Annotated in this window: 15 protein-coding genes and 1 riboswitch; of the genes, 10 read left to right on the top strand and 5 right to left on the bottom strand. The window is 69.3% G+C overall.

The window, feature by feature from the left end; translation table 11 throughout:
* Positions 1-3: 3 nt before the first annotated feature.
* Positions 4-1,548 carry a carboxylesterase/lipase family protein gene (locus BR07_RS0107855; RefSeq protein WP_027504960.1) on the bottom strand — a complete coding sequence of 515 codons (1,545 nt, stop codon included), beginning with the start codon at positions 1,546-1,548 and terminating at the stop codon, positions 4-6.
* A gap of 46 nt (positions 1,549-1,594) precedes the next feature.
* Positions 1,595-1,984 carry an SRPBCC family protein gene (locus BR07_RS0107850; protein WP_027504959.1) on the bottom strand — a complete coding sequence of 130 codons (390 nt, stop codon included), beginning with the start codon at positions 1,982-1,984 and terminating at the stop codon, positions 1,595-1,597.
* A gap of 148 nt (positions 1,985-2,132) precedes the next feature.
* Here BR07_RS0107850 and BR07_RS0107845 point away from each other — a divergent pair, with 148 nt between their 5' ends.
* The 10 genes from BR07_RS0107845 (at position 2,133) to BR07_RS0107800 (ending at position 12,315) form a co-directional block, all read left to right on the top strand.
* Positions 2,133-3,530: a sugar porter family MFS transporter gene (locus BR07_RS0107845; protein WP_027504958.1), complete on the top strand. Its 1,398-nt coding sequence runs from the start codon at positions 2,133-2,135 to the stop codon at positions 3,528-3,530.
* Between the two features lie 29 nt (positions 3,531-3,559).
* Positions 3,560-3,655, top strand: a riboswitch (TPP riboswitch).
* Entirely contained in the window at positions 3,649-4,401 is a 753-nt protein-coding gene (locus tag BR07_RS0107840) for a TenA family protein (protein WP_027504957.1), read from the top strand. (Overlaps the previous riboswitch by 7 nt.)
* Complete coding sequence (locus BR07_RS0107835) at positions 4,398-5,432, top strand: ABC transporter substrate-binding protein (RefSeq protein ID WP_027504956.1); 1,035 nt, start codon at positions 4,398-4,400, stop codon at positions 5,430-5,432. Before BR07_RS0107840 ends, BR07_RS0107835 begins: the two co-directional genes overlap by 4 nt.
* On the top strand, positions 5,410-6,204 hold the full coding sequence (locus BR07_RS0107830) for an ABC transporter permease (protein ID WP_027504955.1): 795 nt from the start codon (positions 5,410-5,412) through the stop codon (positions 6,202-6,204). The genes BR07_RS0107835 and BR07_RS0107830 overlap by 23 nt, the downstream gene beginning before the upstream one ends.
* Positions 6,201-6,947 (top strand): ABC transporter ATP-binding protein, encoded by a 747-nt coding sequence (locus BR07_RS0107825; protein WP_027504954.1) that lies wholly within the window; start codon positions 6,201-6,203, stop codon positions 6,945-6,947. The genes BR07_RS0107830 and BR07_RS0107825 overlap by 4 nt, the downstream gene beginning before the upstream one ends.
* Before the next feature lie 9 nt (positions 6,948-6,956).
* Positions 6,957-7,250 carry a GNAT family N-acetyltransferase gene (locus tag BR07_RS0107820; RefSeq protein ID WP_027504953.1) on the top strand — a complete coding sequence of 98 codons (294 nt, stop codon included), beginning with the start codon at positions 6,957-6,959 and terminating at the stop codon, positions 7,248-7,250.
* Positions 7,251-7,297: 47 nt separating this feature from the next.
* Positions 7,298-8,671, top strand: coding sequence for a T3SS (YopN, CesT) and YbjN peptide-binding chaperone 1 (locus BR07_RS27580; RefSeq protein WP_027504952.1), 1,374 nt, complete (start codon positions 7,298-7,300; stop codon positions 8,669-8,671).
* 31 nt (positions 8,672-8,702) lie between these two features.
* A complete protein-coding gene (locus BR07_RS0107810; RefSeq protein ID WP_027504951.1) occupies positions 8,703-9,848 on the top strand; it encodes an alkaline phosphatase family protein in 1,146 nt (381 codons plus the stop codon).
* 65 nt (positions 9,849-9,913) lie between these two features.
* Positions 9,914-11,095, top strand: a complete 1,182-nt coding sequence (locus tag BR07_RS0107805) for an LLM class flavin-dependent oxidoreductase (protein WP_027504950.1) — start codon at positions 9,914-9,916, stop codon at positions 11,093-11,095.
* Entirely contained in the window at positions 11,092-12,315 is a 1,224-nt protein-coding gene (locus BR07_RS0107800) for an SfnB family sulfur acquisition oxidoreductase (RefSeq protein ID WP_051613153.1), read from the top strand. The genes BR07_RS0107805 and BR07_RS0107800 overlap by 4 nt, the downstream gene beginning before the upstream one ends.
* Here BR07_RS0107800 and BR07_RS0107795 read toward each other — a convergent pair.
* The 3 genes from BR07_RS0107795 to BR07_RS23805 are packed head-to-tail and all read right to left on the bottom strand — an operon-like array spanning position 12,312 to position 14,579.
* Positions 12,312-13,016 (bottom strand): YqjF family protein, encoded by a 705-nt coding sequence (locus BR07_RS0107795; protein WP_027504948.1) that lies wholly within the window; start codon positions 13,014-13,016, stop codon positions 12,312-12,314. The genes BR07_RS0107800 and BR07_RS0107795 overlap by 4 nt on opposite strands.
* A 52-nt stretch (positions 13,017-13,068) precedes the next feature.
* Positions 13,069-13,194 (bottom strand): MFS transporter small subunit, encoded by a 126-nt coding sequence (locus tag BR07_RS27775; protein ID WP_261770158.1) that lies wholly within the window; start codon positions 13,192-13,194, stop codon positions 13,069-13,071.
* Positions 13,191-14,579 (bottom strand): OFA family MFS transporter, encoded by a 1,389-nt coding sequence (locus tag BR07_RS23805; RefSeq protein ID WP_051613185.1) that lies wholly within the window; start codon positions 14,577-14,579, stop codon positions 13,191-13,193. The genes BR07_RS27775 and BR07_RS23805 overlap by 4 nt, the downstream gene beginning before the upstream one ends.
* Positions 14,580-14,648 lie beyond the last annotated feature (69 nt).

The following is a 14,648-nucleotide window of genomic DNA, read 5'->3' as shown; positions in this document are numbered from 1 at the left end:
ACCTCAGCTGAAGCCGAGCACCTTCTCGCCCCAGATCTCGCGCAGCTCACGGTCCGGATCCTCGACCAGAGCATCACGCCCGTCGATGACGAGAGTGCGACGGCGCTCGTCGTAGGGCGCCCAGTGCTTCGACCCGTCCAGCGCAGCAGGAACCCCGTGCCACGCGAACGCCACCCAGCGTCGTTGCATTCGCCGGGAGACCTGCTGCGCTGCCTTGCGCCCACCCAGCCAGAAGGTCGGGTCCCGGTCGAAGGTCCCGAAATTGCCGAAGACGTACGGCAACTCGGTGGCGTGACCGGCGCCGATACGTGCCGCGCGCAGCACGGGTGTCGCGTGATCGAAACGGTAGACGAACGTCGGCGCTCGTCGGCAGTGGGCCTCCGCGATCCACAGGCTCGGCATCCGGAACCCTGCGTCGCGCGAGAGGGCCAGCGCGCCCGCACTCTTCGGCAGATCCGGGTACGCGGAGAGGATGTCGGCGATACGAGCCGGTGAGAGGTCGGGATGGTCGACGGCGATCGCCTCGAACATCGTGCTCACCGTGTCCGAGGTGACGGGCATCAACGGCGACTTCATCAGGCGGAACACCGATGCCTCGTCGTGATTCGACCCGATGATGAGCGGGACGTCGTGCGAGAAGCCCTTCTGGAACGCGGCCACCGGATACCGCGGCACCACGTCACCGTCGACGACGGGTGCGAATCCCAATGTGCCGGGCACCTTCTCGGGAACCTCGTAGACCAGCTTCTCGGCTGCGTCGACCAACCTCTCCACCGGCATCGTCCGCAGCTCCTCGGCACGCTCCGCGGGCAGATCGACGAGTTCGAGGAACCGCTGCGCGACGGTGCGCGCGCGTTCCGGGCCGTACACCGAGGTGGCCGGGGAACTCTGGGCGATCGCCTTGTGGAACAGACCTTCCGCGTGCGGTGACGTCATGAGAGTGGTCACCGACGCGCCACCGGACGACTCACCGAAGACGGTGACGTTGGTCGGGTCGCCGCCGAACGCGGCGATGCAGTCGCGCACCCACGTGAGCGCCGCGATCTGGTCGCGGAGCCCGAGATTGGTCTCGAAGACGCTGCCATCGGTGTCGAACGACGACAGGTCCAACCACCCCAGCGCGCCCACCCGGTAGTTGACGGTCACGACCACCACCTCACCGAGGCGGGACAGGTTGCGCCCGTTGTAGATCCGTTGCGCAGATGATCCCAGGACGTAGGCACCGCCGTGGATCCACACCATCACCGGACGGGAGATGCCGTCCGGTGTCGGGGCCCAGACGTTGAGAGTCAGGCAGTCCTCGTCCATCGGGATGGACGAGTCCATGGGAATCGGGCCGTCACGGCCCTGCGGTGCCATCGCTCCGAAGGTCCTGCCGTCGCGGACCCCGTCCCACGGCTCCGGTGGGCGTGGTGCGCGGAATCGGTGCTCCGCCACGGGTGGCGCCGCGAACGGGATGCCCTTCCAACTGACAACGTCGCCGTGCCCGTAGCCGCGGATCTCACCGTCGCGCGACGAGACGACATGGCTGCTCTCGGTTGCCCCCACGAGGACCGACGTTACAGGGAGTGCGGGGATCGGACCCCGATGGTCGTCACGCTGTCACCAGTCGACCGAGCGCGAACAGGGCCGCTGGAGAGTAGCCGAGGACGAGCGGTGCCAGACCGTCCACGACCAACCACGTCGACGAGCCCGACCCCGCGCTGACGACACCGTGTTCCAGGGTGAGCCCGGCACTCGGAGCGCCGATCCACGCGCGCCACGACCACACCCGTGCGGCCTCGTCCACGGAGTGGACCTCGAAGGACACCCGCACGCCGAGGGGTCCGCGCACCGTGCCGGTCGTGCCGGCGGCGAGACGGTCGGTGGACGCGTCGACCCCCATGATCTGCGGTGCCCACGTCGACCAGAGCGACAGGTCCATGTACCGCTCCCACGCGACGTCGGCGGAGGCGTCGCCGGTGCGTCGCAGAGTCTTCTTCATGACCGGCGGGATTCACCGTTCCGGCGCTGCTCAAACTGCCGTCAGGTCGCCGCTCCACAGCGGTCGCGCCGGGCGTAGGGTCCGAACCAAGCGAAACTCCTCCGCCATCGACCGGCGCGGCCGGTGGCCGACATGTAGGTGGACAAGGATGACGACACAGGCATCGGCCAATCACACGGCCAAAGTCATCGGCGTGACCATTGCGGCCGCCGTCGGCGGCTTTCTTTTCGGTTTCGACAGTTCCGTCATCAACGGCGCCGTCGACTCCATCCAGGGCAGATTCGCCCTCGGCGAGTTCCTCACCGGCTTCACCGTCGCGATCGCCCTGCTCGGGTGCGCGGCGGGCGCCTGGTTCGCCGGCGGACTGGCCGACCGGTGGGGACGCAAGAAGGTGATGCTGCTCGGGTCCGCGCTCTTCATCATCTCGTCGGTCGGCTCGGGTCTGGCCTTCAGCGTTCCCGACCTGATGCTGTGGCGTGTGCTCGGCGGTCTCGGCATCGGCATCGCGTCGGTGATCGCCCCCGCGTACATCGCGGAGATTTCGCCGGCCCGGATGCGCGGCAGCCTCGCGTCGCTGCAGCAGCTGGCCATCACCATCGGCATCTTCGCCGCACTGCTCTCGGACGCCGTGCTGGCGGATCGTGCGGACGGTGCGTCCAACGACCTGTGGCTCGGCCTCGAGGCCTGGCGGTGGATGTTCATCGTCGGCGTGATCCCCGCCGTCGTCTACGGCGTCCTCGCGTTGCTCATCCCCGAGTCGCCGCGTTACCTCGTGGGCAAGCACCTCGACGAGGAGGCCGCGCAGATTCTCGCGAACATCACCGGCGAGAAGCACCCCAACGAGCGCATCCACGAGATCCGCCTGACTCTGCGCAAGGAGCAGCGCTCGTCGTTCGCCGACATCCGCGGTCCGCGCTTCGGTCTGCAGCCGCTGGTGTGGGTCGGCATCATCATGGCCGTCCTGCAGCAGTTCGTCGGTATCAACGCGATCTTCTACTACTCCACCACACTGTGGAAGTCGGTGGGCTTCACCGAGAGTCAGTCCTTCACCACGTCGGTCATCACCTCCGTGATCAACGTGGCCATGACGTTCGTGGCCATTCTCTTCGTCGACCGGGTGGGTCGGCGCAACCTGCTCATGGCCGGCTCCATCGGTATGTTCGTCGGTCTCCTCATGGCGGCGATCGCGTTCTCCCAGCAGATCGGCACCGGCGACGAGGTCTCCCTGCCCGATCCCTGGGGCGTCGTGGCGCTGATCGGCGCAAACCTGTTCGTGATCTTCTTCGCGTCGACGTGGGGACCGATCATGTGGGTCCTGCTCGGCGAGATGTTCCCGAACCGTATGCGCGCCATGGCTCTCGGCATCGGTACGGCCGCGAACTGGGTGGCTAACTTCGTCATCTCGCTGCTGTTCCCGTCGCTCACCGAGATGGTCGGACTCTCCATCGTCTACGGCGGCTTCGCACTCTTCGCCGCCCTGTCGTTCTTCTTCGTGAAGTCCAAGATCCCCGAGACGAAGGGCATGGAACTGGAGGACATGAAGTAGCCGCACGACCGCCGGTGCTATGGTCGGCGAGTTCTGACACGGGGTGCTTCGCGTCGCGAGGCTGAGACCACACCCGAGAACCTGATGCAGGTAATTCTGACGAAGGGATGTCACGGCCATGACGCCGTACGACCATGCGGTCGACGCTGCCTCCACCACGGATGCAGCCGACCTCACACGCTTCACCGACCTCCTCTGGGACCGCACGGCAGGCCTGCGGGCCCGGATCGGCGATCTCGAGTTCCTCACCCGACTCGGCGACGGCACCCTGCCGATCACGTCGTTCCGGACGTACATCGAGCAGGACGGCCTCTACCTCGAGGGATACGCGAAGGCCTTGGCCCTCCTGTCCTCGCGCGCAGTCGATCCGGAGGCCGGAGCGTTCTGGGCCACGTCGGCGGCGACGGCCGCGACGGTCGAGAAGTCGTTGCACACCAGCCTTCTCGCCGACGTCGCTCTCGGCGGTCCGTCGGAGAAGCCGGTCGAGCACAGCCAGGCGTGCCTCGGGTACGTCTCGTTCCTCACGGCGACGGCGGCGACCGACACCTACGCCGTCGGCGCCGCGGCCGCGCTCCCCTGTTTCTGGATCTACGCCGAGGTCGGCCGCGGACTCGCGGCCTCGGCCCGCGCCGTGCTCGACGCTGATCCGCACCACCCGTACGCCCGGTGGGTGACGACGTACGACGCCGAGGACTTCCAGACCTCCGCCGCGCGCGCCCGCGAGCTCGTCGACGCGGCTGCCGAGGTGGCCGGCCCGGCCGAACGACAGCGGATGAGTGACGCGTTCGTCGTGGCGATGCGCTACGAACTGCTGTTCTGGGACACCGCCCTGAACACCGTGCCCTGGCCTGCTTCGGGGTCGGACGCATGAGGGCGCGGCACACGAGGGTCGAGCGCGTCGCGGCTCTGCTCACCGTGTCGCTCGTCGCCGCCGCGGGTCTCGCGGGCTGCGCCACGTCCGATGCCTCCGACGCGAACACGATCCGCTTCGCGCTCGACTGGACACCCAACACGAACCACACGGGCCTGTTCGTCGCCCAACAGGAGGGCTACTTCGCGGACGCCGGACTGAACGTCGAGATCCTGCCGTACAACTCGACGTCCCCCGACACGCTGATCGACTCCGGTAACGCCGAGTTCGGGATCAGCTTCCACAGCTCCGCCACCTACGCCCGCGCCGCCGGTGCGAAGGTGACCTCGGTGATGGCGCCGCTCCAGCACTGGGCCACCGGCATCGGCGTCCGCGCCGACCGGCAGGACCTCCGGAGCCCCCGCGACCTGGACGGGCGGACCTACGCCGGGTTCGGCGATGCGGGCGAGGAGGCCACCCTCCGCAAGGTGATCGAGAACGACGGTGGCACCGGCGATTTCGAGACCGTGGTGCTCGGGACGTCCGCGTACGAGGCGGTCTACTCCGGTACCGCGGACTTCACCGTCTCCTACTTCGCGTGGGAGGGTCTCGAGGCCGAGCGGGCCGGAACCCCGATGACGTACTTCGACTACACCGACTTCGGCTTCCCCGACTCGTACGCGATCGTCGTCGACGGCGGTGACGAGTGGATGGCCGAGCACCCCGAACAGGCGCGACAGTTCGTGCAGGCCTTGCAGAAGGGTTACCAGAAGGCCGCCGACGATCCCGACGCAGGCGCGCGCGATCTGATCGACGCCAACCCGGGAGCATTTCCCGACGAAGACCTGGTCGTCGAGAGTCAGCGCATGCTGGCGAAGGACTACATGCTCGACGAGAACGGCCGCGTCGGGACGCAGACCCTGGAGCGATGGTCCGGGTACTCGAAGTTCCTGTTCGACGCCGGTGTCCTGGCCGGGCCCGACGGCGCACCGCTGACCACCGAGCCCGACTGGTCGACCTACTTCACCGATGAGTACCTCGCTGAGGGCTGAGCGCGGCGGACGGGTGGGGCGGTACGCGCCGGCGCTGCTGCTCGCGGCGGGCCTCGTGGCGGCCTGGCAGGTGTACGTGGTCGTCAGCGGCATCTCGCCGCGCGTACTCCCCTCCCCCGCCCGCGTCGTCGATCAGGGCTGGACGAACCGTGCCGTCATCGCGGGTCACGCATCGTCCACCATTCAGGTCACTCTGCTCGGTTTCGCCGTCTCCCTGACGATCTCGTGGATCATCGCCACGGCCGTGGACTTCTCGCCGTGGCTGCGCCGCGCCATCGTTCCCCTGCTCGTGGTGTCGCAGACACTGCCGGTCATCGCCGTCGCTCCCCTGATGATCATCTGGTTCGGATTCGGCATCCTCCCCAAGCTCCTGGTGATCGCGCTGGTGACGTTCTTCCCGATGACCCTCGGCCTGATCGAGGGATTCGCCTCCGCGGACAAGGAGTCCGACGCACTGCTGCGCAGCATGGGAGCGTCACGGCGACAACAGTTCCGGTACGTCCGGCTCCCGTCCGCGCTGCCGCGCTTCTTCACCGCGCTCCGCATCGGGATCACCTACGCCGTCGTCGGTGCCGTCTTCTCCGAGTACGTCGGCGCCACGTCGGGTCTGGGCATCTACATGGCGCAGCAGAAGAACGCGTTCCGCACGGATCTCGTGCTGGCCGCGGTCGTGGTCACGGCGGTGTGCAGCATCGCACTCTTCCTCCTCACGTTCGTGGCCGAGCGGCTTCTCGCGCCGTGGGCGCTCGCGGCGAAGGAGGAAACGCGATGACGGATCCTGTTCTGGAGCTGACCTCGGTGCGCAAGTCCTACCCGGGGACACCGGTACTGGACGGGGTCGACCTCGCCGTCGAGGGAGGACAGTTCGTGTCGATCGTCGGCCCGAGCGGCTGCGGCAAGAGCACGCTGTTCACCCTCCTCGCCGGTCTCGACGACGCGGACAGCGGCACCGTGGTGACACCGCGCTGCGCGTACATGCCGCAGAAGGATCTGTTGTTCCCGTGGCGTTCGGTTCTCGCGAACACCGCACTCGGGCTGGAGGTGCAGGGGGTTCCGAGGGCGCAGGCGCGGAGCCGGGCCCGCGACCTGTTCCCGGTCTTCGGCCTCGACGGCTTCGAGGACGCACGCCCCTCGTCGCTGTCCGGCGGGATGCGGCAGCGGGCCGCACTGCTCCGGACCGTCGTGCAGGGACGCGACGTCCTGCTGCTGGACGAGCCGTTCGGCGCTCTCGACTCGCTGACCAGGACGGCCATGCAGGACTGGATGCAGGAGGTGTGGCAGCGGTACCGCTGGACGGTCCTGATGATCACCCACGACATCCGGGAGGCCGTGCAGGTGTCGGACCGGGTCGTCGTGCTGTCGCCGCGGCCCGCGCGGGTGGTCGCCGACGTGAGCATCGATCTGCCGCGGCCGCGACGCGCCGAGACCGCCACCACGCGGGAGTTCGCGACCTACGAACGCGCGCTGCTGGACGCCCTCGGAAGCACGGGCCCTCGTCCCGGCGCGGGCGAGTAGGTTCGGTCCATGGCAGACACAGACGACACCCGCGTGGAGCACCATCCCGACCGTCAGCGTTTCGAGATCCTCGTCGGTGAGGAGGTCGCCGGCTACGCCGAGTATCGGCAGACCGATCCGACTGTCCGGGACTTCGACCACACCGTGACGCTTCCCGAGTTCCGCGGACGCGGACTCGCGGCCGTCCTGGTGCGTCACGCACTCGACGACACACGCGCCGCGGGGCTGAAGATCGTCCCGTCGTGCTCCTACGTGCACCACTTCGTCGAGACGCACGAGGAGTACGCCGATCTGACCGTGTGAGCCGGGACTCGCGACACCGTGTCGGTGGGCCGCGTTACGGTCGCCCCATGAACGACCTGAACAGTGTCGACCTCTCGCCCGAGGCCGCCTGGAGCCGGTTCCGCACCCTGCTCGCCGATCACCTCGACGGGATGCCGGCGGGACACTCACTGGTGCTCGCGTGCCCGCACGCCGGCTCCGATCCGGTTCCGCCCTGCCTGCAGTTCTACGGATGGGACGACGAGACGGTCCGGTGCGAGGTGCTCGCGGACGAGTACCTCGCCGAGCACCGCCGGTGGACGTCCGAAGGGCGCGCACTGCTGGAGCAGTTCGGGTTCGCCCCGCCGCCGTCGCTCCCTCACACCACGCGCCGCGACGACGAGCCGGTGAACTGGTTCGTCGATCGCCCGCGGCGCTACGCCGACCAACTCGCCGACGCCGCTGTCCGCGTCCTGCACTCGGTGTGGGGTGTCCCGCACCCGTCGTTCCTCGAGCTGGACGGCGACCTGTGCGGCCCCGTGATCGAGGACCGGTTCGGCGCGTCGTCCACGGACCCCGAGGACGCGCCGCCGTCCGACCCTGTCCCGTTCGACCCGCTGCGGCCGGTCCGCACGTCCGGTCCCGAGGCCCGTCTCGAGATCATCGAGCAGACGCTCCTGCACATCCTCGGGTTCGTGCCGCACCCCGACGAGGACGGCGACTACCCTTTCCGTCTCGGGCCGGCCTGGCTCTACCTGTGCCCCACCCCGGAGGCGCCGTTCGTACAGATCCTCGCGCCGCTCGCGGCCGGCGTCACCGACGAGGGGCGAGCACTGTCGGTCGTCAACGACGTCAATCGCCGGTGGCCGCACGTCAAGGTGCTGCTGGACGAGGATCGCATCGTCGCCACCATCGACGTCACGGTGGTGCCGTTCGTCCCGCAGCACGTGGCCGACATGCTGGCCGTCATGGAGAAGTTCGCCGGCGAGGCCGCCGAGCATCTCCGGGCCGGGCTCGGGGCGCGGCCCTACCTCGACGCGTTCGGTGAACCGACGCCCGAGTACGACGCGGGTGACGGGACGGACGAGCACGGCGGTCCGGTGATTCCCGAGGCACTGCGCGCGATCGCCGAGGCGGTGTGGGAGCGCGGCGCCGACATCGACGTCGAGGAGGTGCTGAACGCGTGCGGACACGATCGCACGCGCGTCGTCCGCTTCCTGGACGTGGCGCGCGAGTGCGAGCTCTCCGCCCTCGATCGCACGCTCGACGACACCGATCCGCGAGTCGCCGCGTCGGCCGGTCTCGATGCGCGGGTCTGGCGCACCACCTCCGCGCTCCTCACCTCCGCCCACCGGCGTCTGGCCGCCGACCGCGTCGACGGCCCGACGCGGTCGTCCGGCTCCCAGCTCGACCTGTTCGGGACCGACCTCGCCGGCGGAACCGGTGACAGCCTCTTCGACTGACGAGAAGGGTGCTGCCGATAGCCTTCGATGTGTGGTGACCACTCCGCGCTACGGCGGCGACAGCCTGTCCGATCTTCTGCCGTCGGTGCTCGGCGCACTCGGCGTCCCCGGTGAGTCCGACACCGTCGGGCTGGGGTTGTCCGGGGTCCGGCGGGTCTGCGTACTACTGGTCGACGGCCTCGGAGCTCGACAGTTGGCGGCGCACGCCTCGGCAGCGCCGACACTCTCCTCGCTCACCGAGCGGGTCGTCACCGCCACGTTCCCGTCCACCACCGCGACGTCGTTGGCGTCACTGGGCACCGGACGCACGCCCGGTGAGCACGGCATCGTCGGCTACCTCACCGCCGTGCCCGGCTTCGACCGTCCGATGAATCCGCTGCACTGGCGTCTGCACGGTCAGGGACCCCGCGTCGATCTGCTCGCCGAGCTCGTTCCGGAACAGTTCCAACCTCGCGACACCGTGTTCGAGCGCGCCGCGGCGGACGGGGTGTCCGTCACTCGCATCGCGCCGTCCTACCAGCGCGAGTCCGGGCTCACCCGCGCCGTGCTGCGCGGCGGGGACTTCTCCGCGTCGGTGTCCGCGGGCGATCTCGTCGCCGAGACCTCGCGCGCGCTGCGGCGCGGCCAGCGGTCACTCGTCTACTCGTACTGGTCCGAACTCGACCTCACCGGCCACGTGCGCGGGCCGGACTCCGACGCGTGGCGCCACGAGCTGACTCAGGTCGACACCATCGTCGCCGGCATCCTCGGCGAGTTGCCCTTCGACGCAGCGCTGATCGTCACCGCCGATCACGGGATGGTGCAGATCGGCACCCGCGTGGACATCGACGCGACGCCCGCGCTCACCGCCGACGTCCGGATGATCTGCGGCGAACCCCGCGCGCGCCACGTCTTCGCCGACGCCGGCGCCGCTGCCACGGTGCTCGATGCCTGGCGGGAGACCCTGGGTCCGGACCACCTGGTGGTGGGCCGCGACGATGCGGTCTCCCGGGGCTGGTTCGGGCCGTCGGTGCGCCCCGACGTCGCGGCGTGCATCGGTGACGTCCTGGCTCTGGCCCTCGGCGACGGCGCCCTGATCCGCCGCGGGGCCGAACCGAACCAGTCGGCGCTGCCCGGCCATCACGGCTCCCTGACCGACGTCGAGATGACCGTTCCCCTCCTCGTGGCACGGGGCTGACACGCCAAGAATCGCCCTGATTCCAACGCTTCTCGGGGCGCCGCGACGGTCCTACGGTGGGATGAGTGACCCTCGACAACTCTTCTCTCGCACTGCACTGGTTCCTTCCCACCTACGGCGACAGCAGGTCGATCGTCGGCGGCGGACACGGCACGCGAGTCGGCGCCGCGGGCGGAGATCGTCGCGCGAGCATCGGGTACCTGTCGTCCATCGGCCGCGCGGCCGAGGAGTTCGGCTTTACCGGTGCACTCACCCCGGCCGGCGCGTGGTGCGAGGACGCGTGGCTCACCACGGCGATGCTCGCCCGCGAGACCGAGAAGCTCGCATTCCTCATCGCCTTCCGACCGGGTCTGATCAGCCCGACCCTCGCGGCGCAGATGTCGGCGACGTTCAGCAACCATGCGCCGGGCCGACTCCTGCTCAACGTCGTCACCGGGGGCGAGGCTCACGAGCAGCGTCAGTACGGCGATCACCTGTCCAAGGACGAGCGGTACGCCCGCACGGACGAGTTCCTCACCATCGTCCGCGGCCTCTGGCGCGGCGAGTCGGTGACGCACCAGGGCACGCACATCCAGGTCGAGGACGCGTCGCTGCCGTTCCTCCCCGACCCCACGCCTCCGCTGTACTTCGGCGGCTCCTCTCCCGCTGCGGGCCCGGTGGCGGCGGACCACTCCGACGTCTATCTCACGTGGGGTGAGCCGACCACGGCCGTGGCGAAGAAGATCGAGTGGATCCGCGGACTCGCGGCCGAGCGCGGACGCACCGTGCGCTTCGGCATCCGCCTGCATGTGATCACCCGCGACACGTCCGAGGAGGCCTGGAAGCAGGCTGGCGCGCTCGTCGAGGCGCTCGGCGAGGACGCCGTCGCGACGGCGCAGTCCAACCTGGCGCGGAGCGAGTCGGTGGGCCAGCGCGCGATGCTCGCCCTGCACGAGGAGAGCCGCAGGACCGGGTCCTGGAAGGACCCGCGCGCACTCGAGATCTCCCCCAACCTGTGGGCTGGTGTCGGCCTGGTGCGCGGCGGAGCCGGAACGGCCCTCGTCGGGAGCCACACCGAGGTGGCCGATCGCATCGCGGAGTACGCGGCCGTCGGCATCGACGAGTTCGTTCTCTCCGGTTATCCACACCTCGAGGAGCTGTACTGGTTCGGCGAGGGTGTCATCCCCCAGCTGCGCAGCCGCGGACTGTTCTCCGGCGGCGCCGCGGCACGCGCCACGGGCCACACCCCGTTCCTCCCCGCCCGATGACCACCGAACCCGGCCCGAAGACCCTGCCGCCAGTGCTCGACGACGACGCTGCGCTGGCCGTCGCCGCCGCGCTCGGGGCGAAGATCGCCCCGTCCGCGATCGAACGTGACCGCGATCGACGGCTGCCCGGCCCGGAACTGGACCTGCTGTCCGCGTCGGGGCTGCTGGGCATCACCGTGCCCGCGGAGTTCGGCGGCAGGCCGGTCTCGGCGCGCACCCTCGCCTCGGTGTTCCTCTCGCTCGCTCGCGGGGACGCCAGCATCGCGCAGATACCGCAGAGCCACATGACCTTCCTCGACGCGCTGCGGCGACAGGGATCGACGGAGCAACAGCGACGCTTCTTCGCCGAGGCCCTCGCCGGTCGCCGCTTCGCCAACGCCCAGAGCGAGCGCGGCACACCCTCCATCGCGGTCGACCGGACCACGGTGACGTCCCGTCCGGACGGCACCTCGTCGCTGAACGGCACCAAGTACTACTCGACGGGCGCGCTCTTCGCACACTGGTTGGTGGTCCGCGGCGTGCAGGCGGGCCCCGGCGAGCAGGGTGATCAGAGCCGAAAGGTGCTGGCCTACATCCCGGCGGACGCGCCCGGAGTGCTCGTCGAGGACGACTGGGACGGGCTCGGGCAGCGCACGACGGCCAGCGGCACCGTGACCCTGACGGACGTCGTGGTGCCCGCCGACTCCCTCGTGCCGTACTCCGCCCTCTTCGACGACGCGACCACCTACGGGGCGCGCGCTCAGCTGCTGCACGCCGCCATCGATGCCGGCATCGCCCGCGCCGCCGTCGACACCGCTCGCGACGTCGTGGTCGTCGCTCGCCCTCCGGTGGACGCCGACGTGGCGACGGCCGACCGGGATCCGTTGCTGCTGCAGCAGTTCGGCGAGGTGGAGATCGGGGTGCGCGGGGCCGAGGCGCTCGTGCGCGAGGCCGGCGAGGCGATCGACGTGGCCGAGCGCGAGCTCACAACGGACAGCGCCGCCGCGGCCTCCATCGCGACGGCAGCGGCCAAGGTCGCCTCGGCGCGTGCGTCCCTCGACGCCACCACGGCACTGTTCGACGCGGGCGGAACTCGCAGTGCCGCAGCCTCTCTACGACTGGACAGGCTGTGGCGCGACGCGAGGACCCACACGCTCCACGACCCCGTGCGATGGAAGACTCAGCACGTCGGCCGGTACGCGCTCACCGGGGCGCACCCGCCGCGCCACGGACTGATCTAGTCGCGTACCGGTGTCGCGGCGTAGGGACGCCCGAACTGCGTTCGCACACCGTCGGAATACAGCACGGAGTCCGGCGGGCGGGCGGCCAGGTCCCCCACGCCCGCCGCGGCCATGAGCTGGTCGTCGCAGCGCACCAGGGTCGCCGCGCGCAGCGGCCACCGGCGGTGGGTGTTGGGGACGAAGACGGGTCGGCCCGCGACGGACGTGTGCATCCCCCACCGAGCGGTGAGGAACACCGACATCGGATCGTCGGACATGTCGGTGTCGCCGGGGGACACGGTGAAGTCGGTCGTCGCACCACGGTGCGGCGGTGCCAGTCGCCGAGAGCGGTAGCCGACGACCCGGTTCCGAGGATCACCGTCGTCGACGATGTCGATGTGCGACCAGCGATACGGCACCCCCACCGCGTTCGTGGCCAGCACCACTGCGGCACGGGTGGCGTCGAGAGAACGGAACACGACCCCTCGGCGACCGTCACCGTCGCGGCTGTAGAGCCGCACGTTGATCTCGCCGAAGGTTCCGAGTCGCGGTACCGGTCGGCCGTACCCCAACCCGGCCCCCACCATCTCGAAGCCGATCAGTCCGACATAGGTGTACCCGTTCATCGTGTCGGGGACGATGCCGCGAGGCAGCAACGGCGCGACGACGTCCGGGGCGACACGCCAGTGCAGGAACACGAGGCGTTCCCACCGCTGGTCCATGATCACGGGGCGCGGAAGCACAGGCGGGCGAGGCCAGAGATCGACGCTCCGATCACGCACCGAAGAGGTTCTTGGCCTTGAGGATCAGCTCGTAGACACCCCAGGCGAAGGGAACCCCGACCCACAGCCAGGACACCACCACGACGGGCACACGCGCGCCCTGCTTCGTCTCGCTCATACCGTCGCCTCGTTCTTGTCGTTCGTACCCTCGTCGGTCGCAGTGCCCGGCGTCGTCGCCTCCGGGTCCGGCTCCGAGTACTTCGGATCCACGGGCTTGATCAGTTCGTTCGCGACGAAGCCGATGGAGAGCAGGACGATCATCGTCACGAACGCGGGAACGTACCGTCCGGTGGTTCCCTCCTCGCCGAGGTCGGCGATTGCGTTGACGATCAGTGGTCCGAGCACGCCCGCGACCGACCAGGCCGTCAACAGTCGTCCGTGGATGGCACCGACCTGATAGGTGCCGAACAGGTCACGCAGGTAGGCGGGCGCCGTGGCGAAGCCTGCACCGTAGAACGACAGGATGACCATCGCGCTGACGAGGAACAGGACCTTGTTCGTGTTCGTGAAGAGCGAGATGTACAGATAGAGAAGCGCGCCCACACCGAGGTAGAGACGATAGATGTTCTTGCGACCCACCAGGTCGGACACCGACGACCACACGAACCGGCCGAGCATGTTCGTCAGCGAGAGGAACGCGACGAAGCCCGCGGCCGCTGCCACCACGGATTCCGGGGCGGTGGGGTCGGGAAAGAAGTCGGTGTAGATGCCCGCGGCGCGCTCGAGGATACCGATGCCGGCGGTGACGTTGAAGCACAACACGATCCACAGCAACCAGAACTGCGGGGTCTTGACGGCGTTCGCCGCGGACACGCGTGCGGTGTGCTGACCCGCCGGGGTCTGCGGTGGCGTCCACCCGGCCGGCTTCCAGTCGTCGGCGGGAACCCGGATCAGCACGACGCCGAGCGCCATGAAGACGGCGTAGCCGAGGCCGAGCGTGAGGAACGTCGTGGCGATCGAGGCATCGGTGTTGCCGCCGTACGCGGACAGGAGTTTGGTGGTCAGGGGCGAGGCCACCAGGGCGCCGCCGCCGAATCCCATGATCGCGATACCCGTCGCCATGCCCGGGCGATCGGGGAACCACTTGATCAGCGTGGAGACCGGGGAGATGTACCCGATGCCGAGGCCGATGCCGCCGACGAGTCCGTATCCGACGATCACCAACCAGAACTGGTCGAGGCTCATGCCGAGGGCGGAGATGAGCAGCCCGGAGCAGAAGAAGAGGAGCGACATCGTCATGGCCCACCGCGGACCGTGCGTCTCCACCTTCGTCCCGAGCACGGCTGCGGAGAGGCCGAGCATGACGATGGCCAGCTGGAACGGGATCGCGGTCATCGTCCCGCTCAGTCCCATGGCGGTGTCGGAGGAGATGGCGGCCTTGAACACGCTCCACGCGTAAGCCTGGCCGATCGCGAGATGAATCGCGAGGGCGGCCGGCGGAATGAGCCAGCGGCTCCATCCCGGTGGCGCGACGATACGGGCGCGTTCGAGTACTGCTGGCATGGAGGTCGTCCTTCCGGCGCGGGTCACGCGCTCAGAGGTCGATCGCGTACTACCGTGCTTTCACCGATC

This window comes from Rhodococcus sp. UNC23MFCrub1.1 (assembly GCF_000686025.1).
GTDB lineage: Bacteria > Actinomycetota > Actinomycetes > Mycobacteriales > Mycobacteriaceae > Rhodococcoides.
This window is presented reverse-complemented; position numbering and strand designations above follow the sequence as displayed.